At 63.3% G+C, this 18,969-nt stretch carries 16 protein-coding genes; 2 read left to right on the top strand and 14 right to left on the bottom strand.

The window, feature by feature from the left end; genetic code table 11:
- Positions 1-74 precede the first annotated feature (74 nt).
- A complete protein-coding gene (locus tag BLT92_RS14520; protein ID WP_092106675.1) occupies positions 75-2,603 on the top strand; it encodes a PEP/pyruvate-binding domain-containing protein in 2,529 nt (842 codons plus the stop codon).
- A gap of 28 nt (positions 2,604-2,631) precedes the next feature.
- Here the strand turns inward: BLT92_RS14520 and BLT92_RS14515 are convergent, their stop codons facing one another.
- From BLT92_RS14515 to BLT92_RS14455, 14 genes are all read right to left on the bottom strand, one after another.
- Complete coding sequence (locus BLT92_RS14515; protein ID WP_231938855.1) at positions 2,632-3,063, bottom strand: hypothetical protein; 432 nt, start codon at positions 3,061-3,063, stop codon at positions 2,632-2,634.
- Positions 3,035-3,196 carry a DUF1707 SHOCT-like domain-containing protein gene (locus BLT92_RS20930; protein ID WP_231938854.1) on the bottom strand — a complete coding sequence of 54 codons (162 nt, stop codon included), beginning with the start codon at positions 3,194-3,196 and terminating at the stop codon, positions 3,035-3,037. The genes BLT92_RS14515 and BLT92_RS20930 overlap by 29 nt, the downstream gene beginning before the upstream one ends.
- Before the next feature lie 84 nt (positions 3,197-3,280).
- The gene (locus BLT92_RS14510) at positions 3,281-4,702 is read right to left on the bottom strand and encodes an FtsX-like permease family protein (protein WP_092106673.1); all 1,422 of its coding nucleotides are present in this window, start codon (positions 4,700-4,702) and stop codon (positions 3,281-3,283) included.
- Positions 4,699-5,541, bottom strand: coding sequence for an ABC transporter ATP-binding protein (locus BLT92_RS14505; RefSeq protein ID WP_231938853.1), 843 nt, complete (start codon positions 5,539-5,541; stop codon positions 4,699-4,701). Before BLT92_RS14505 ends, BLT92_RS14510 begins: the two co-directional genes overlap by 4 nt.
- 272 nt (positions 5,542-5,813) lie before the next feature.
- Positions 5,814-7,406, bottom strand: coding sequence for a chaperonin GroEL (gene groL / locus BLT92_RS14500; protein ID WP_092106671.1), 1,593 nt, complete (start codon positions 7,404-7,406; stop codon positions 5,814-5,816).
- A 36-nt stretch (positions 7,407-7,442) separates the two neighbouring features.
- Positions 7,443-7,736, bottom strand: coding sequence for a co-chaperone GroES (gene groES, locus BLT92_RS14495; protein WP_009883265.1), 294 nt, complete (start codon positions 7,734-7,736; stop codon positions 7,443-7,445).
- A 555-nt stretch (positions 7,737-8,291) separates the two neighbouring features.
- Positions 8,292-9,434 (bottom strand): resuscitation-promoting factor, encoded by a 1,143-nt coding sequence (locus BLT92_RS14490; RefSeq protein ID WP_231938852.1) that lies wholly within the window; start codon positions 9,432-9,434, stop codon positions 8,292-8,294.
- 304 nt (positions 9,435-9,738) lie between these two features.
- Positions 9,739-10,659 carry a TatD family hydrolase gene (locus BLT92_RS14485; protein ID WP_092106667.1) on the bottom strand — a complete coding sequence of 307 codons (921 nt, stop codon included), beginning with the start codon at positions 10,657-10,659 and terminating at the stop codon, positions 9,739-9,741.
- Positions 10,659-12,374 (bottom strand): methionine--tRNA ligase, encoded by a 1,716-nt coding sequence (gene metG / locus BLT92_RS14480; protein WP_092106665.1) that lies wholly within the window; start codon positions 12,372-12,374, stop codon positions 10,659-10,661. Before metG ends, BLT92_RS14485 begins: the two co-directional genes overlap by 1 nt.
- Before the next feature lie 258 nt (positions 12,375-12,632).
- Complete coding sequence (locus BLT92_RS14475; RefSeq protein WP_092106663.1) at positions 12,633-13,694, bottom strand: type IV toxin-antitoxin system AbiEi family antitoxin; 1,062 nt, start codon at positions 13,692-13,694, stop codon at positions 12,633-12,635.
- 414 nt (positions 13,695-14,108) lie between these two features.
- Positions 14,109-15,089 carry a 16S rRNA (cytidine(1402)-2'-O)-methyltransferase gene (gene rsmI, locus BLT92_RS14470; protein WP_231938851.1) on the bottom strand — a complete coding sequence of 327 codons (981 nt, stop codon included), beginning with the start codon at positions 15,087-15,089 and terminating at the stop codon, positions 14,109-14,111.
- Positions 15,089-15,583, bottom strand: a complete 495-nt coding sequence (locus BLT92_RS14465; protein ID WP_092106661.1) for a DUF4190 domain-containing protein — start codon at positions 15,581-15,583, stop codon at positions 15,089-15,091. Before BLT92_RS14465 ends, rsmI begins: the two co-directional genes overlap by 1 nt.
- Positions 15,584-15,671: 88 nt before the next feature.
- Positions 15,672-16,103, bottom strand: coding sequence for a DUF4190 domain-containing protein (locus BLT92_RS14460; protein WP_092106659.1), 432 nt, complete (start codon positions 16,101-16,103; stop codon positions 15,672-15,674).
- A gap of 196 nt (positions 16,104-16,299) precedes the next feature.
- The gene (locus tag BLT92_RS14455) at positions 16,300-16,851 is read right to left on the bottom strand and encodes a DUF4190 domain-containing protein (RefSeq protein ID WP_231938850.1); all 552 of its coding nucleotides are present in this window, start codon (positions 16,849-16,851) and stop codon (positions 16,300-16,302) included.
- A gap of 186 nt (positions 16,852-17,037) precedes the next feature.
- Here BLT92_RS14455 and BLT92_RS14450 point away from each other — a divergent pair, with 186 nt between their 5' ends.
- On the top strand, positions 17,038-18,939 hold the full coding sequence (locus BLT92_RS14450) for a dolichyl-phosphate-mannose--protein mannosyltransferase (protein WP_231938849.1): 1,902 nt from the start codon (positions 17,038-17,040) through the stop codon (positions 18,937-18,939).
- The last annotated feature ends 30 nt before the right edge of the window (positions 18,940-18,969 follow it).

Below are 18,969 nucleotides of genomic sequence, written 5' to 3'. Positions count from 1 at the left end.
CGGCACGTCCGCCGTCCGCTCGATATTCGACCCAACTGAGACCTCTCCCGCCTGAGACATCCCTAGGAGCACTCGTGACACTCACCCTCGGCTTCACCGATCCCCTCGCCACCGAACTGTCGACCAGCGGCGGCAAGGGCGCCAGCCTCGCGAAGTCCGCGCAGGACCTGCCCGTGCCCGGCGGCTTCATCGTCACCGCCGACGCCTACACGCAGTTCGTCGCACCCCTGCAGGCTCGGATCACCGAGCTCATGACCAGCGAACATCCTGCCGAGGCGATCGGCGAGCTCATCCGCAGCACCCCGTTTCCTGCTTCTTGGCTTGCCGAGTTCGAGGCAGCTGCCACCGCAGCACGCCTGAGCGACCAGGCGGTGGCGGTCCGGTCGTCGGGAACCATGGAGGACCTGCCGGGCGCGGCCTTCGCCGGTCAGCACGACACCTACCTTGGTGTGCGCGGAACCGAAGCCATCGCCGAGGCGGTGCGTGACTGCTATGCGTCCCTGTGGAATCCCCACGCCTTCCGCTACCGCCAGCAGCTCGGCGTCGACCAGCTGGAGGCGAAGATGGCCGTCGTCGTTCAGCTCATGGTCGCGGTCGGCCCCGAGGAAGCTGCCGGGGTCGCGTTCTCCGTCGACCCGGTGCGCGGCAACACGGACGAGGTCCTCATCAATGCGGCGTTCGGCCTCGGCGAGACCGTCGTCGGCGGAGAGGAGCCGGTCGACGAATTCCGAATCGCTCGCGCCGACGGCGCACAGGTCGCGGCCGAGCTCGCGGACAAGCCGAAGGCACTCGTCATGCGCGCCCACGGCGCTGGACGGACAACGGTCGTCCACCTCGGCGAGGATCAGCGGACTCGTCCGGCACTGAGCGCGGACCAGGCCCAAGCGGTGGCCGAACTGTCGGTGCTGGCAGAGGACCACTTCGGATTCCCACAGGACATCGAGTGGGCCTTCAGCGGTGACGATCTCTTCCTCCTGCAGTCGCGGCCGATCACTCGAGTCGCACCCCGGTGGACCCGCGACGAATCGGCCGAACGCTTTCCCACGCCGGTGACGCCTCTGACCTGGGACCTCGTCGAGGCAGGATTCCACCACTCGCTCAACCACAGCTTCGATCTCATGGGTCTGCCGCCGTTTGACGACAAATGGTTCGTCATGCGCGACTTCTACATCTACGGCAACCAGACGGCCGTCGACCTCTACGCCGGCAGGCTGCCGACCAAGATGCTCTCCAGCGTCGAGACCATCACCGAATCGCTGCCGGAGATCGCATCTCAGTTCGGGTGGGTGCAGGAGTTGCCGGTGCAGTGGATGCGCGATCTCGACACGTACCTCATGGGCATCGGCAAGCTCTCCCACGAACCGTTGGAGGACAAGTCACTGGCCGAGGTGTGGGATCACGTGATCGCCATCAGCGACCTTGGCACCGAGTATTTCCGCCCCAACATCGCGATCTCACTGACGCAGCAGACCCTCTACAAGGCCCTGTCGCACATGCTCGAGATGGCGGTGGACAAGGAGACGGCGCAGCTCGTGTTCGAGCGACTCCTGACATCGACTGAGACGAAGACCTCGCAGGTCAACGCCGAACTCTGGGAGCTCTCTCGCACCGTGCGCAGCAGTCCCAAGCTGCTGTCTGCGCTGCGCAGTCACACGGGCGAGGAGGGACTGACGGTCCTCGGTGACTTCCCCGACTTCGCTGCCGAGTTCGACACTTTCCTCGCCAAGCACGGCCACCGTGAGCTCGACTTCGACGCCTACCATCCGACCTGGGTCGAGGCCCCGCACATCGTCCTCGATCAGCTCCGCCTCCTGGCCGATCGGGCCACGAACGCCTCGGCGGACTCAGACATGGAGCGCAAGGTCCTGCAAGCCGAGACTGAGCGAGCCGTGGTCAATGCCGCCCCGGAGAAGCTGCGCTATCTGGTGCAGGAGGTCATCCGCTTGGCACGCTCGTACACGGCACTCGATGACCTGGAGCACTACCAGACCACACGCCTGACGCTGCCGATGCGCCGAGCCCTGCGCGAACTGGGCCAGCGCCTCGTCAACGTCGGCGTTCTCACCGACCCCATGGATGTCTACTTCATCAACTACGAGCCCTTGGATGAGGCGATCCGTGCCGCGGATGCCGCCGATGGCAGCGGGCAGCACTCCCCCGCCGAGGCGCTGGCCGGCCTGACTGCGATCGCGGCCAAGAACAAGGCCGGGTACCAGGAAGCGGTCACCCGGACTCCCGAGTGGGAGCACGGTCGTGCGCCCGAGGTCGGCGACGATACCGACGGTGACTTCATCAAGGGCACTGCCGGCAGTCCCGGTGAGGTCGAGGGCGAGGTCTTCGTCGTCCACAGCCCCGATGACTTCTCTTCTTTCCCGGATGGCGCCATCCTCGTCGCCCGCACCACGAACCCAGCGTGGACCGCGTTGTTCTACCAGGCCAGCGGCGTCATCACGGAAAGCGGCGGTGCGCTCTCACACGGTGCGGTCACGGCCCGTGAACTCGGCCTGCCTGCAGTCATGGCCGTCCGGGACGCCACCAGCCGCTTCACCTCGGGACAGACGGTGAGCGTCAACGGCAGCAACGGCACGGTGACACCGAGCTGAGGCCCACCTCGGCGGATGAGTGTGACGATCAGCTGCTCAACATCCTGCGCTGTCGACGATTGGGCAACAGTGCCTGGAGGACTCCGGCGCCGATATTTCCGTTGACGCGGATCGTGGGACACCCTTCTTCCGCAGCCTCGTTGGCCCTGAACGTGATGACTGCAATCGCTCTGCGCTGGAGATCCGTGATGTCGACGCCCCAGCCTTCGGGGACGACGAGTTTCAGGGTGCCGGTACGGGCCGCGACTTCGATATCGATGGTTGTGAGGTCTGTGCTGACCTCGAGGAAGTTGAGCTCGAGAAGAACCCCGGCGGGCTCGCAGCGCAGGAACGCAGGCACGGGCCAACGGCCGCGTCGAATGAGTCCGGTGGTCCACGGCGCGTGCAGGATCTCTCTGTCCTCGGCGCTCCAGCCGGGACCGGACCTCGACTCATTCCATCCGCTCCTCGAGCTCGTCAAGCATGATCCGTCCCTCGCCTGCGGCCGTCCGGAGAGTCTCAATCGCGGCGTCGCGCTCGGGGTAGCCGATGCGCATCGTGCGAGCAGGGTCTCCGGACTGCCCTGTCGGCTCATCAGAACCAGGAGGAATCATCCCACCGTCGTGCCCGATTCCTGTGTGCGGGGCAACGGAACGGTCAGTCCTGGACTGAACGACCACCTCGGCGAAGGCCCTGGCTTATACGGCTTCGAGGGCGGCCACGGGGCTGATCGACGTGGCCGCGCGCGCTGGTCCACGGCTGGCGGCGATCACGGCCAGGAGCGAGCCGGCGACGACGGAGATGATCACCCACCAGGGCACGGACGGAGCGAAGAATCCGGTCAGCGGGGACAGCAGGGTCAGCGCACCGATCCAACCGAAGGCGATGCCGAGAGGCACCGCGACGATGCAGGCGGTCGCGGTCAGCTGCATGCCTTCGGCCACGATCATCCGGCGCACCCGTCGCGGCGTCTGCCCGAGGGCCATGAGCAGACCGATCTCCTGCGTGCGCTGCCGCACGGAGAGCATGAGCGCGTTCGCGGCTCCGATGACGGCGATGATGACGGAGAAGAGGACCATGCCGAGGAAGAACATCATCGTTTGGTCGATGATGGTCTTGAGCACATCCTCGAAGCCGCCCCAGCCGTCTTCGCCGAGCGATTCAGCGTATTCGAGCAGCTGGTCTCGAAACGTCGTCATGGCCGTGGCGAACATGACGATGAGGGTGATGCCGATGACGAGACCGATGACCGTGCGCGCGTTGCGGGTGGGGTGGCGAGCGATCGTCGAGGCGGCCAGGCGTGAGGCTGCGGTGCGGCCGAGCAGCCACCCGGTGAGAGCCTGCAGAGGTGGAAGGATCCAGGGGTTGCCGACGATGATGCCGATGAACGTCAGCACCGCACCGATTGCGACGAGCAGCACACCCACTGCGCTCACCGTATTCTCGCCGGCGCCGACGATGGCGCTGATGAGCAAGGTGAGCCCAGTCGAGAGCAGGATGAGTGCACCCGACAGTGCCCCCATCGATGCGCGCGCGTCCTCGGGCCGGCGCTCGATTGCCTGCGAGGTGGCCTCGATCGGCGAGATGCCGGTGATGCGGCGGGCGCCCAGGTACGCGGAGAACCAGGTCACGACGATGGTCGCAGCTCCCGGCAGGAACATCATGAGACCCAGCAGCTCGGGCTCCTCGGTGATCCGGCCACCGAGGTAGGCCGATGCCGCCAGCGCGAGCGCGGTGGAGACGAGGAACGCGGCGACGGCGCTGGGGATCGAGACGAGCAGTCCTTCCACCGAGGCGGCTCGGCGCAGCCGTGCCGACGAGGCGCCGATGAGCCGCAACAGCGCCAACTGGCGGGTGCGGCCGGCGATGATGATGGAGAACGTATTGGCGATGACGATGCTCGAAACGAACAGTGCGATGACGAAGAAGACCAGCCCCACCATGGTGAGCAGACCCTGAGCCGTGTCCGACTCGGAGACCATCTCGGCCGAAGACATCCAGGCGGTGAGGATCTCGATGCCCTGCATGATGACGGTGCCGAAGAGTGCCGCGATGAAGACGACGAGGAGGCTGGGAGCGAACTGGCGGGGGTTGGACCGGATCTCCCGCATCGGGTTCATCGGCGCCCTCCGGTCTCCGAGGCATACTGCGGGGACCGTACGGGATGCTGCGGGGACCCGGCGGCTGCGTTCTCCGCGGCCTCTGCCTTCGCGTCGAGATCGAGCATCGTCTGTGCAATCACCTCGGCGCTGATCGAGTCGTTGAGCTCTGAGACGGGCGTGCCATCGGCGATGAACACGACGCGGTCGGCATAGGCTGCCACGATCGGATCATGGGTCACGAGCACGATCGACTGTCCGAGCTCGCGCACGGCCTCGGACATGATGGCCATGACCTCACGCCCCGACCGGCCGTCGAGGTTGCCGGTCGGTTCGTCGGCGAAGAGGATGTCTGGTCTCGTGGCCAGGGCCCGGGCGATGGCGGTGCGCTGCTGCTGTCCGCCCGAGATCTCGCTGGGCCGATGCTTGAGCCGCCCGTCGAGGCCGAGCCGCTTGATGATGCTGGAGATCCAGGCGCGTTCATCGGCATTGGGCCTTCGACCATCGAGCTCGAAGGGCAGGACGATGTTCTCCCTGACGGTGAGGGTCGGCACGAGGTTGAATGCCTGGAACACGAAGCCGATCCGCCGCCGGCGCAAGGCCGTGAGCTCGTCCTCGTGCAATGCGGTGATCTCACGTTCACCGATGTGCACAGTGCCCGAGCTCGGCCGATCGAGTCCGGCGAGAATATGCATGAGCGTGGATTTGCCCGAACCCGAGGGTCCCATCACGGCCGTCAGTCGGGCAGGGGCGATATCGAGGGAGACCTGGTTGAGAGCCACCAGCGCTGCCCCGTCGGGATCAAAGATCTTCGAGACATTACGAAGCTGAGCGATGGGCATCGGTGAGGCGGTCGTCATATGGTCCCTACATTGGTGCATCAAACTGTCTCATCCAGACTAGCGACCCACCACGGCAAGGAACATAGGATCTGACTGATCAGTAGGTGTGAGCCGCCTGTGCAATTCGCGTCGTTTGCGAGGCTGGATGTCGACCAGCAGGCCGAACAGGTCGCTGGCGGAGTGTCTGGCTGACTGATGGTGAATACACGAGTGGCCCGGAACATTGTTCCGGGCCACTTGTGTATCAGTTCAGCGCAGTCGCTGCGCGCCGATGCGAATCAGATGGGACTTCAGTCCTCGTCCTCTTCTTCCTTCTTCTCGACGACCAGTGTCTCAGTGGTGAGAACCAGTGCGGCGATCGAAGCGGCGTTGCGCAGTGCCGAGCGGGTGACCTTGACCGGGTCGATGATTCCCGCGCCGATGAGGTCGCCGTAGGAACCGGTAGCGGCGTTGTATCCCTGGCCGGAAGCGAGCTCCTCGACCTTGGACACGACGACGTAGCCGTCCTGGCCAGCGTTGGCAGCGATCCAGCGCAGCGGCTGGACGACTCCGCGCTTGACGATGTCGGCACCGGTGGCTGCGTCTCCGGTCAGGCTCAGGTCGTTTCCGGCCAGAACCTTGGCTGCGTGGATCAGAGCCGATCCACCGCCGGCGACGACGCCTTCTTCGATGGCCGCACGGGTGGCAGACACTGCATCTTCGACGCGGTGCTTGCGTTCCTTGAGCTCCACCTCGGTGGCGGCGCCGACCTTGATGACTGCGACACCGCCGGAGAGCTTGGCCAAGCGCTCCTGCAGCTTCTCGCGGTCCCAATCGGAGTCGGTGTTCTCGACCTCGCTGCGGATCTGGGCGACCCGACCATTGACGTCCTCGTCGGAGCCAGCACCATCGATGATGGTGGTGTTGTCTTTGGTGACGGTGATGGTGCGAGCGTTGCCGAGCTCTTCCAGGGTGACCTGGTCGAGCTTCATGCCCATGTCCGGCGTGACGACCTGGCCACCGGTGAGGACTGCGAGGTCCTCAAGGATCGCCTTGCGGCGGTCACCGAATCCGGGAGCCTTGACGGCGGCAACGTTGATGATGCCGCGCAGCTTGTTGACGACCAGCGTCGACAGAGCCTCGCCCTCGATGTCCTCAGCCACGATGAACAGAGGCTTTCCGGCCTGCTGCACCTTCTCCAGCACAGGGAGGAGCTCCTGGATGTTGGAGATCTTGCCCTGGTTGATGAGGATGAGCGCGTCGGAGAGCACTGCTTCCTGGCGATCAGCATCGGTCACGAAGTGCGGCGAGAGATATCCCTTGTCGAACTGCATTCCCTCGGTGATTTCGAGTTCCACAGATGCGGCCTGGGATTCGTCGATCGTGATGACGCCGTCCTTGCCCACCTTGTCGAAGGCATCGGCAATGAGCTTGCCGATCTCTTCGGACTGAGCAGACAGACCGGCGACGTGCGCGATCTCCGAGGAGTCGAGAACATCGCGAGCGATGGTTCCGAGCTCAGTGGAGACAGCCTCGACGGCAGCTTCGATTCCGCGCTTGAGGGCACCTGGTGCGGCGCCGGCGGCAACGTTGCGCAGACCTTCGTTGACGAAAGCCTGTGCCAGGACGGTCGCGGTGGTGGTTCCGTCACCGGCGATGTCGTTGGTCTTGGTGGCAACTTCCTTGGCCAGCTGAACGCCAAGGTTTTCGTATGGGTCGTCGACCTCGACCTCACGGGCAATGGTCACACCATCGTTCGTGATTGTGGGCGCGCCCCACTTCTTGTCGAGCACGACATTGCGACCCTTGGGCCCCAGCGTCACCTTGACGGTGTCCGCGAGGGTGTTCACACCCTTTTCGAGTGCACGACGGGCCTCGTCGTTGAATTCCAGATTCTTAGGCATTCGTCCTCCTGTCAGTGAAGTAGTTGTTCAGGGGATTCAGCCGATGACGGCGAGCACGTCACGAGCCGAGAGCACGAGGAACTCTTCCCCTGCGTACTTGACTTCGGTGCCGCCGAACTTGGAGTAGATGACCTTGTCGCCGATGGCCACGTCAACTGGGACGCGGTTTCCGTTGTCAGCAACGCGGCCTGGGCCCACTGCGACAACTTCGCCTTCCTGAGGCTTTTCCTTGGCGGTTTCGGGAATGACCAGACCACTGGCGGTAGTCTGCTCTGCTTCGACCTGACGGATGACAATCCGATCTTCGAGTGGCTTGATGGAGACCGACATATCGGGCCCTCTCCCTTCGCTGGGTTCAATTCTTCTTTGAGTCAGACGGCGGCGTGTGCCATGAACCTCTCGTCGTCGCGGGTGCCGAGCGATTCGACCGTCTCATAAAACTGGCACTCAATGAGCGCTAGTGCTAATTCGACTTTAGAACGCTCTTAGCACTCGGTCAACTCGAGTGCCAAGGATTGTCCACGCTCTGGGCGAAACCCCAGGAAGAGCGCTCGGAGGCGTCTTTGAAAGCAGGCTCCGAGGGGCCCGTCGGGGCAACCTCAGAACACTCCTCGTCCTCGCGTGCTCGGGGACGCGAAGTGGCGAACAGTCGGTAATTGGTGGTCGTCACCGCGCCCTGGATTCGACCAGGAGTTGCCGACTGCCGCCCTGATACCGCCACTTTGCACCAGCGCAGCGTGACGGAGACGGGCCGTGAATGCGCGAACGGACCCGGGAGACTATCTCCCGGGTCCGCACTGTGCGCTGAACGTGTGCCCTGAGGCGTGTGCCTTGAACGCTTCAGTTCATTTGGCGGACGCTCGCGTCAATGGTCGCGCTCTGCGATCAGGCGCAGGCCCACTGACCCCAGCCGGCCTGAGCCTGCAGCTTCTTAGCACGGTCGAACTGCTCCTGCGGGCTGGCATCGATCGGGTTGCCGCTGCCACCCACGGAGTGCCAGGTCTGGAGCTTGAACTGGAACAGGCCGAAGTGGGCGTTGTTCGACTGGTTCACGGCTCGCGGGTTGAAGTTCGACTCGCACTTGGCGACCTGGTACCACTTGGATCCCGGTCCGCCGAGCATGTCCTTGATTTCCTGGGTGCTCATGTCACCGCCGCCTCCGCCGGAGCCGCCGCCGGTGCTCTTGTCACCGTCATCGGAGCCGCCCGAACCATCGTCAGAGCCGCCGTCACCGGTTCCGGCATCGGAGTCGTCCGGCTCCTCGGCGGGAGCTTCCTTCTCCTTGGTGCCTTCGATGACGACCTTGGTCTCAGGCTTGGAGAGGACCTTCTCGTCCTTCTTCTCCTTCTCCACCTGCTCGCCATTGACCGTCTTGATCTTGTAGGAGATCTCCTTCTGACCGTCCTTGCCCTCTTCTTTGACCTCAGTCTCGCCCTCGTACAGGGAGTCAGACTTCTTCTTCTCGACCTTGGGCTCAATCGCTTCTTTTTCCTTGACCGTCTTGTTCTCCACGCGATTCACGGTGAGAACCTGACCGTCGGAGACCTTGGAGCTGAGAGGAACGGACATGAAGTCGTCCTTGTCCAGCTTCAGATCGGTCTCGCCGAGGGCTTCCTTGGCGGTCTCCGCTGTAGCCGAGACCTTGTGGTCCTTGCCATCGGCAACGATCGTGATGTCTTTGGAGGTCGTCACATCGATGTCATTGCCCTTTTCCTTGAGCTTCTGACTCGGCTCAGCATTGAGATCGGCGCCCTTCGCGTCCACACCGAGGTCGGCCAGTGCCTGACCAACGGTGTTCGCGTTCGTCCACTCATTGCTTTCCTTGCCATCGACGGACAGTGAGAGCTTCTTCGCGGTGTTGACGGTGATCGTCATGTCCCGCGTGATCTCTTTGTTCACGCCTGGCTTGATCTTGTCCCGCTTCTGGATGTCGAGATCGCGGCTGTCGAGGACATCCCCTACGGTACCGCCGAAGGTCCGAACTTCTTCGGACTGACCATTGACATCCAAGGTCACTGGCTTGTTCATGGTAACTACGGCACCCGTGCCACCCACGAGTCCGGTAATCACGACCGCCTGTGCAGCAATTTGCACTTTGCGGTTCTTGAGAAAATCAATCACAAAAATATCCCTGGGCAGAGGTCATCAACTCGTCTACTGTAACCGATTCGTTACAAGATACGCAAAACATCACGAACATGTAACAGTGGTGGTGACCGTAATGGTGCTCTGACCAGGACTTCCCCGTACTTCAGGGCTTCGTCACAATCGTGACATTTCCCCGCCGAGGTGGCTGGTCGAGCGTTATCCTCACCCTCGCCGAGGCGGTCGTTCAGTCCCAGCCTCCCAGTGCGGTCTCCGCGTTCGTCCATACGGCGGCGCAGAGGTCCTCCTCGCTCATCCCGCGCACCTCGGCGAGCTTACGTGCCGTGACCGCGGTCAGATACGGACCGCCGGGCTTGCCGCGGTGCGGGTGCGGGGTGAGGAACGGAGCATCGGTCTCGGTCAGCAGTCGATCCAGTGGCGCCGCAGCCGCTGCGCGTCGAAGCTCGCCCGCATTCTTGAATGTGAGGTTTCCGGCGAAGGACATGTAGTACCCGGCCTCTGCACACTCCCGGGCCATCGCCTCGTCGCCGGAGTAGCAGTGGAAGATCGTGACCTCGGGGGCGCCTTCCTCTCTGAGGATGCGCAGCACGTCGGCATGGGCTTCACGGTCATGGATCTGCAGGGCCTTGCCTGTGCGTTTGGCGATCTCGATGTGGGCGCGGAAGGAGCGCTGCTGTTCGGCAACACCGTCTTCGCCGGTGCGGAAGTAGTCGAGACCGGTCTCCCCCACCACGCGCATACGATCATGGGAGGACACAAGCGACTCGATCTCCGTGAGCGCATCATCGAGCATGCCGCGTTCGGCCAGCCTCGGTGCCTCGTTCGGGTGCAGTGCCGCACCGCCGAGCATCCACGACCGGCCCAGTTCACGCTGTTCCTTCACGAGCTCGGTCGTCCACCTCGCGGCGGGCAGATCGCAGCCGATCTGGATGATGCGCTGGACTCCGGCCGACTGCGCGGTGTCGAAGAAGAAGTCGAGGCTGGGGAACTCTTCGTCCTCGTCGGGTCTCACCTCGGGTGCGGGTTCGTCGGCGCCCAAGGGCAGTCGCGCACCGGTGCAGATATCGAGGTGTGTATGGGTGTCGACTACCGGGTGGGCAAGTGGTTCAGGCACCGGAGGATAGGTTCCGGCGGCGCGAGAAGCCATTATTCGGTCTCCTCCACGAACTTGGGGAATACGGGCTGCGGCTTGGGCAGTGGGGTGCCCGGCTCGAGCGGGAAGTCGATGGCGGCGAACGACCGAGGATCCACCTCGGCGGCACTGACGCCACTTTCAGCCGACTCTGCGGCTGCCGGCGCGATGCCTGCACCGGCGATGGCAGCACCTGCGGCGACGCCGACTCCGGCGCCCACGGTCACGGGGGCCATCGCCTCGGCGCCGGCGCCGTTGTCCGTCGCAGTCGGCAACACCTTGGCTCCGGCCTCACCAGCACCTTCCTCGACTCCGAGGAGGTCGAGGATCTTGCTGGCGGAATCCGGCATGACGGGCTGGATGAGGATCGAGATGATGCGCACGACCTCGATCGTCACCCACAGCACGGTGGCCATGCGATCGGGATCGGTCTTCTTCAATTTCCAGGGCTCCTGGGCGGAGAAATAGCGGTTGGCCTCGGTCAGCACCTTCCAGCAGGCCTCGACGTAGAGGTGAAGAGCCTGGGTGTCGACGTGACGGCGAGCGGTCTCGGGGACCGCGCGGGCCAGTGCCAGGAGGGTCTCGTCGTCCTCGGTGAGCTCACCGGGCTGGGGAACCTGCGCTTCGCAGTTCTTCGCGATCATCGACAGCGAGCGCTGGGCGAGGTTGCCGTACTCGTTGGCCAGGTCGGAGTTCTTGCGGGTGATGATCGAATCCTTCGTGTAGGACCCGTCGTTGCCGTAGGAGAACTCGCGGAAGAGGAAGAAGCGCAGGGTGTCGAGGCCGAATGCGTCGACGAGGGCAATGGGATCGACGACGTTGCCGACGGACTTCGACATCTTCTCACCGGCGTTGAAGAGGAAGCCGTGGGCGTGGACGCGCCCCGGCAGTTCGATGCCGGCGCTCATGAGGAACGCGGGCCAATAGACGCTGTGGAAGCGGATGATGTCCTTGCCGATGATGTGGACGTCGGCGGGCCACCACTTCTCCAGGCGCTCCTGGTCATCGGGGAATCCGGCCGCGGTGAGGTAGTTCGTCAGGGCATCGATCCACACGTACATCACGTGCTTCTCGTTGCCCGGCACCGGCACTCCCCAGTCGAAGGTGGTGCGGGAGACCGAGAGGTCCTTCAGGCCAGAGGCGACGAACGAGGCGACCTCGTTGCGGCGCGAATCGGGGCCGATGAACTCCGGGTGGTTCTTGTACAGCTCGAGCAGCTTGTCTTGGTACTTCGAGAGGCGGAAGAAGTAGGACTCCTCTTCCGTCCAGGTCACCTCGGTGCGGGTCTCCGTCGACAGGCGGACACCGTCGACGACCTCGGTCTCGTCCTGGGTGTAGAAGGCTTCGTCGCGGACGGAATACCAGCCTGCGTAGGTGTCGAGGTAGATGTCGCCGGCCTCTTCGAGCCTGCGCCAGATCGCCTTGGACGCCTCGTAGTGGTCCTCATCGGTGGTGCGGATGAAGCGGTCGAAGGTCGAGCCGAGCGCCAGCTGCGTGTCGCGGAAGTTCGCCGCGTTGTCGTCGGCGAGCTGCTTGGGAGTGATGCCGAGCTTGTTCGCCGCCTGCAGCATCTTGAGACCATGCTCGTCGGTGCCGGTCGCGAAGAACACCTCATGATTGTCGAGGCGCTTGAACCGCGCGATCGTATCGGCCGCAATGTACTCATATGCGTGTCCGATGTGGATGGCCCCATTGGGGTAAGCGATAGCTGTCGTCAAGTAATAACCCATAGGCCTCACAGTCTAAGGGAAGCCGAGCCGCACACGCGCAAGGGTCCGCGGGGAAGGTGGGGTGGGCGGATTGTGTAGGTGTGAGGCGCCGTGGATATGAGAGCAGCTCGTATCCGTAAGGAGAAACAGGTCCGTCGAAGTTCTATAGCTCCAGTTTGAACGTGAGCCCTCAAACTTCGATCGATCCCCAACACTGGGTTTTTCGCAAAGGGCACTACACGGCCCGACCGGATCCACCCGCCGCAGGTTCTCTTCACCTCACAGCACAAGCTTCTTCGCGCACTGCTGCTTCAGCTCAGGTGCTTGGTCGAACAACTTCCTGGAGAATGTCGCGACATTCATAACCTCGCCGAACTTGAACCGGATCACTTTGTATCCCAACGACAGCAGTCGATTGTGCTGCCGACTCTCCTTGTTCATAACGTCGAAACCTCCATCCACATACTTCTGAGTTCCGTCGACGTACAGAGCAACGCCACAGTCTTCGAAGAGGAAATCCAATCGAGTTAAGGTCCGATACCCCTCTTTGACATCGAACTGCTGCACAAAGTTATGCAGACCGAGCAGATGCAGATTGAACGATGCCCGACTCTCAGCGTAGCTTTCCGAGAGCGGAGTGATCAGCGCGGTGAGTTTCTGCGCGTTCTTTGCGCCCCGAAGCATGCGAGAAATCGGCGGGCCGAATAACCCCTCGACGGCATCGGTCACCAGGGACATGGTCCCAGGCGGATAGCCCATCTTGAAGATCGCTTCTTCATCGGTACCGAGCATGGATCGTCGAAGCACTTGTTCCATTACGGCGAACCCGCTCACTGGCCCCAGTACCGTAATCAGTGCCAGTGCGGTCTTTTCTGGTGTAGTGACTCTGATTCCATCGACTTCACTGCTGTCCTCTTCACACACCGAAATACGCCGCCTGGTCAAAGAACCAGTTCGTGAACTGGACACAGGATGAGCGACGTTGACTGGCTGAGTCGGCACGTCGAACAATCCCAGTTTGTGAAGCTTTGCCGCCGACACTCCCCAGACCACGTCGCCAGACCGGTAATGAGGGTAGTGGAGTATCCGAAGCCGGTCGAGATGCTCTTGATACTTCCTCCGCTGGGAGCGCTCCCGATGTCGTCCTGTCTCGTGATATTCCATCCATGCCGCATCGATCGCGAATCTGGTGAACCGCCGGTGAGAGGTGACCTTGCACCGCCGTATCACCGAGTAGACACCGCGATCGAGCTTCAACAGGCAGCAGCCCAGCGCACTGCTGATTTCGGTGGTGGCAGCGCCCGTTGCTCTGAGGTCCTGGAAGTGGACGACGTTGTACATGCCGACACACTGGTGTCCCCATCGGACTTATGACCAGCACTCAACACGGGCCTGTGGATCACGCAGGCCCGTCCCCAGGCCGATCGCACACGAGTCGCCAAAGGATCCACAGCCAGTCGCGGCCGAGTGAATCACCGATTCGGTCATCTGGATCAGACGCACTTGGCGCACCGACTAGGCTCAGTTGAGCTGATTTCATGCGGATTACGTGGAGAGCCCGCGCGCAGTCGCCAATGCGTTTTGCGGTTAAGGCCGATCGAAGTTTCAGGGCCCTGCTTTAAATGCGAACTCTGAAACTTCGATCGAACCCCAACCAATCCACACGCCGCTACGCGCGACTCAACCTGAGCTTCGGCGGGTCCACACCCACATACGTTCAACTCGACGGCCGGTGTGCTCCCGCCCAACTGAACCTCACTCCCGGTGCAGCCAGGTCTCGTAGACCTCACGTTTGGACAGTCCGAACTGCTTCGCGACCTGGCCCGCAGCGTCCTTCGCCCGCACACCGGACTCGACGAGTTCACCGACGGCGCCGAGGTGGTCCTCCGGGGCGGTCTCGACTGCGGTTGCTCCGGCGAGGACGAGGGTCAGCTCCCCGCGCAGTCCGTCGGCCGCCAGTTCATGCAGCGAGGACACGGTTCCCCGCAGGGTCTCCTCGTAGGTCTTCGTCAGTTCGCGGCTGATGCTCATCGGACGGTCGGGCCCGATGACTTCAAGGAAATCGCCCATCGTGTCGGCGATACGATGAGGGCTTTCGAAGAACACCATGGTCCGCTTCTCACCGCGCAGTTCCTCGAGGAGGTTCTTGCGTGCCCCGGATTTGCGCGGCAGAAAGCCTTCGAAGCTGAACCGGTCGCTGGGCAGCCCGGAGACTGCGAGCGCCATGAGGACGGCAGAGGGACCGGGCGTGGAAGTGATCGGCAGACCCGCCTCAGCGCAGGCCTTGACGACGCGGTAACCGGGGTCGGAGACGGCCGGCATTCCTGCATCGCTGAGGAGGACGACGGTCTGGCCGGCGCGGATGAGTTCGACGAGCTCGGGCGCGCGGGACTGTTCGTTGTGGTCGAAGACGCTGATGACACGGTTGGTGTGCGTCAACTCCAGGCGCTGCGTCAGCGACAGGAACCGGCGAGTGTCCTCGGCTGCGATGACATCGGCCGAGGTGATGGCGCGCTGCATGCGCTGGCTGGCGTCGCCGAGGTTGCCGATCGGTGTACCCACCAGCACGAGTTTCCCGCCGGCTGAGGCCGAGGCTTGGTCAGCATCCGCCGAATCACGACCGTCCCGAGCTTCGCCGGTTGAGTCTGCGTCCCCGGTCGTGTCCGCTTCCCCGGTTGAGTCCGCTTCGTCGGTGGCGTGGTCCCGACTGCCCACGGCAGCCGACATCTCCGGCATCAACCGGCCGAGCCTGCACCGACCATGGCGACTCCGAGAACGAGTACCATGATGCCGATGTAGCCGACCCAGAACAGCAGCCACAGAGCAGTGCCGACATAGCCGACCCACAGTGCGCCCACGGCCATTCCGTCGCCGCGCTCCCCGGACTGCCGAATCTGTTTGCGGGCCATGTGGCCCATGATGATTCCAGCAATTCCGGCGATGAAGAGGCTGCTTATCATTCCGAAGATCGAGCAGACGAGAGCGATGATCGCCAGCGTGTTCGTGGGTGGAAGCGGCTGGTAGACAACCCCAGGTCCTCCACCGACGTACTGGGCATTGGCACCATACGCAGCATTGGGGTTATAGCTCGCGGCACCGTACGAGGCACCGGCACCGTAGGTGGCATCAGCGCCGTTGTAGCCGCTGCCCGGAGCGGGGTCCACCGCGGGGCCCGACTGCGGCTGCTGGTAATACATGTCTGGATTGTTCCAGTTGTTCTGACTGCTCATGGCGCGATCTCCTTGCGTATGCCTACAACGGTACCGAGTCGTTCTCCGCAACAAAAGGTCAGGTTGTTACAGATGAGTCTCAGTTCCGTCAGTAGCCAGCTTCTTCGGCGGCAACACCTATCATGATTGCGATCACCATGACCCCGATGTAGAGAACCCAGAAGATCAGCCAGAATCCGGTCCCGAGGTAACCGACCCAGAGGGCTGTCACTGCCATTGCGTCTCCGCGCTCTCCCCGCTGGCGTATCTGCTTGCGGGCGACGTGGCCCATGACGATCCCGACGATTCCTGCGGGAACGAACGATGTCAATGCCGCGACAAGTGAGAGCACCATGCCGATGATCGCCACGGTGTTGGTCGGCGCAATCGGCTGGTAGATATAGGTCACGGGGCCAGCGAAACCGGGATGGGCTGCATATGGGGCGGCGTTTGGGAATGCCGCGTTGTTCGGGTATCCGCCGTAGGGCGAATGACCTGAAGCTCCGCTGCTGCTGAGGGCTGGCAGTTGCCGAGTGTACATATCTGATTCGCTCCCGTTGCGGTGGCTTCTGTGGGGTAGTTTCCCTGCTGAGGGGATGCTCCCTGTGCGTCTGACTACAACGCTATCGAGCCGAACAGCAGACGAAGACGCGATCCTGTTGCAATCCTGCACCACCGGTGACGGGACAGCAGTCGAGGACGGGACCGCAGAAGAGGCCGTGACTGCAGAGGATCCGTCAGTAATTCATACCTGCGGCCATGAACCCGAGTCCCATGATGCCCACGAACAGGATGACCATCAGCAGAGCGAAGCCGATGCCGATGTAGCCCATGACCAATCCGGCGGTGGCCTGGCCTCGGCCGTCTTCACCGGTCCTGTTGATCTGGCCACGAGATACATGGCCGAAGATGACGGCGAGGACCGGGGCGATCCACAGGAACATCGTCAGAATGGAGAACAGGACGCCGATGAAGGGAATCAGGGAGAGGATGCTGCAGACGAAACCGCCGCCGAGTCCGATGATGCCCATCCACATCGCCCAGCCCGACAATGAGTTCACCGCCGATCGCACCATGACCGTGGGTGGACCGTAAGTCATCGGCTGGCTGTAGGAACCCGGCTGGCCATATCCGTATGCGCCCGGCTGGCTGTACGCCTCGGGCTGTCCGTAGCCGTACGCTCCGGGCTGACTGTAGCCCGTCGGCTGCGACGCACCGTAACCGTTGTTGAACTGCTGCGATCCGACCTGCGGCGGATCGCTCGGGCGATAGTTCGGGTTGTAGGACACGCTCTTCACCGTTTCACTCGTTTGCCGCCTGTTTTTGCCGCCTGTTGTGGACTACCTTAGTCATCCTCAGCGTTCGCAGGACAATGCGCGAGGCGAATGCAGTCGACGTCACTGCCCGCGCACTCGCGACGCACCCTGAGGGCCGGATGGGAGCATGTGTCGTCGCGGACCTTAAACTTGACGATAATGACTCACCCCGAAGATCCCCAGGCGCCGAGGCGGTCGACCGACCCCGTGGATGAGTCGACCGACCCCGCACACTCCCCCGCGGCCCCCGCGTCAACCACACCAACCGCCGCACCCGCATCAGCGACACCAACCACGGCAGCTCCGACCAAGCTCATGGCCCGGGAACGTCGCGCGAAACATCGCGAATCGGTCCGCGCCAACGCCGCCGCCATCCGCAGGCGCTCCTTCACCGCCGGGATGTGGACGACCCGCGCACCGATCTGGATGTGGCCGGTGCTGCTGATCATCACGGCCATCGGCGCCGTCCTGAGACTCTTCCATCTCGAGTTCCCGCATCGCCTGATCTTCGACGAGACCTATTACGTCAAGGACGCCTACTCCGTCTTCAAATTCGGCTACGAACGGTCCTGGCCGGAGAACGCCGACAAGGCCTTCAACGCCGGTGACCCGAGCGTCATCGAGTCCACTCCCGAATATGTCGTGCATCCGCCGTTGGGCAAATGGCTCATCGGTGCCGGCATCCACCTCTTCGGCGCCGATGATTCCTTCGGCTGGCGCTTCTCCGTAGCGATCATCGGCACGCTGACGATCTTCCTCATGGGCTTCATCGCGTGGAAGCTCTTCCGCTCGGCGTTCTTCGCCTGCGTCGCCGCCGGCCTGCTCTCCATCGACGGTGAGCACTTCGTGCATTCGCGCACGAGCCTGCTCGATATCATCCTCATGGCCTTCGTGCTCCTCGCCTTCGCCTTCATCGTTCTCGACCGAGAATTCGTCACGAAACGACTGGAGAAGTGGGCGAAAGCACCCCCTTCCAGTCCCCCCGCCGAGGCGGCCGCCACGTCGAGTGCCCGCGACCGTCGATCATCGCGACGTGGAGATCCGATCAACTTCGGCCCCCGCCTCGGCGTGCGACCCTGGCTGATCGCCGCGGGCATCAGCTTGGGCTTGGCGATGGGCGTGAAGTGGTCGGGGCTCTATGCTCTCGCCGCGTTCGGGATCCTCGTCGTCGCCTGGGATGTGCATTCGCGCCACCGCGCCGGCGTCGTCCACCCCTGGCTGGGGATGTTCATCCGTGACAGCGTTCCGGCGTTCCTCAAGCTGGTGCCGGTCGCCGTGCTGACCTACGTCGTCACCTGGACCGGATGGATCCGCTCCGACGATGCCTGGGACCGACAGTGGGCGGCCGAGAATACCGGCTGGTGGCAGGCGCTTCCAGATTGGCTGCAGTGGCTGCCGTCGCTGGCGCACTATCACTACACGGCGTACTCGTTCCATGTCGATCTCGACTCGGAGCACCCCTACATGTCGAACCCGTGGGGGTGGATTGTCCAGTGGCGGCCGACCTCCTTCTTCTACGAGTCACCGGACCGGGGAAGCATGGGCTGCGCCGTTGACCACTGCTCCTCGGCGATCACCTCGGTCGGCAACCCGGTGATCTGGGGCCTGGCTCCCATCGCCGTCCTCATCGCGCTGGTCGCTTGGATCATCCGCCGCGACGTCCGCGCCGGCGTCATCCTCGCCGGGCTCGCCGCCACCTGGCTGCCCTGGTTCGCCTACCAGGAACGCACCATCTTCACCTTCTACACGATCGTCATGGTGCCCTTCGTCGTGCTCGCATTCACCTACTGCCTCACCCTCCTGTGGGGACGTGTGCCCTCCAGCGCAGCTGTGGTCAGTGACCCTGCCGGCTTCTTCGATTCCGCCCCCAATCCGCGTGGCCCCATCTTCGCCGGCCGCGGCACCCGAATTCCCTGGTCCCTGTTCGGCCGACGCATGACAGTGGGGCTCATCCTCGTGGCCGCGATCATGGCATTCGCCTACTTCTGGCCGATCTACACCGGCGAGGTCATCCCGTTCGACGCGTGGAACGACCGCATGTGGAACGTCACCTGGCGCTGACCGCTCCCCTCCCCAACCACGGGAGCCCCC

This window comes from Brevibacterium picturae (assembly GCF_900105045.1).
GTDB lineage: Bacteria > Actinomycetota > Actinomycetes > Actinomycetales > Brevibacteriaceae > Brevibacterium > Brevibacterium picturae.
The sequence above is the reverse complement of the archived record's forward strand: the minus strand, read 5'-3'. Positions and strand labels throughout refer to the sequence as shown.

Bases quoted from the DNA above. Each gene is read 5' to 3' on its own strand.
- BLT92_RS20930 (WP_231938854.1), bottom strand. From the start codon at position 3,196: ATGATTCCTCCTGGTTCTGATGAGCCGACAGGGCAGTCCGGAGACCCT.
- BLT92_RS14510 (WP_092106673.1), bottom strand. From the start codon at position 4,702: ATGAACCCGATGCGGGAGATCCGGTCCAACCCCCGCCAGTTCGCTCCC.
- BLT92_RS14505 (WP_231938853.1), bottom strand. From the start codon at position 5,541: ATGACGACCGCCTCACCGATGCCCATCGCTCAGCTTCGTAATGTCTCG.
- groL (WP_092106671.1), bottom strand. From the start codon at position 7,406: ATGCCTAAGAATCTGGAATTCAACGACGAGGCCCGTCGTGCACTCGAA.
- groES (WP_009883265.1), bottom strand. From the start codon at position 7,736: ATGTCGGTCTCCATCAAGCCACTCGAAGATCGGATTGTCATCCGTCAG.
- BLT92_RS14490 (WP_231938852.1), bottom strand. From the start codon at position 9,434: ATGAACAAGCCAGTGACCTTGGATGTCAATGGTCAGTCCGAAGAAGTT.
- BLT92_RS14485 (WP_092106667.1), bottom strand. From the start codon at position 10,659: ATGGCTTCTCGCGCCGCCGGAACCTATCCTCCGGTGCCTGAACCACTT.
- metG (WP_092106665.1), bottom strand. From the start codon at position 12,374: ATGGGTTATTACTTGACGACAGCTATCGCTTACCCCAATGGGGCCATC.
- BLT92_RS14475 (WP_092106663.1), bottom strand. From the start codon at position 13,694: ATGTACAACGTCGTCCACTTCCAGGACCTCAGAGCAACGGGCGCTGCC.
- rsmI (WP_231938851.1), bottom strand. From the start codon at position 15,089: ATGCCGGAGATGTCGGCTGCCGTGGGCAGTCGGGACCACGCCACCGAC.
- BLT92_RS14465 (WP_092106661.1), bottom strand. From the start codon at position 15,583: ATGAGCAGTCAGAACAACTGGAACAATCCAGACATGTATTACCAGCAG.
- BLT92_RS14460 (WP_092106659.1), bottom strand. From the start codon at position 16,103: ATGTACACTCGGCAACTGCCAGCCCTCAGCAGCAGCGGAGCTTCAGGT.
- BLT92_RS14450 (WP_231938849.1), top strand. From the start codon at position 17,038: ATGACTCACCCCGAAGATCCCCAGGCGCCGAGGCGGTCGACCGACCCC.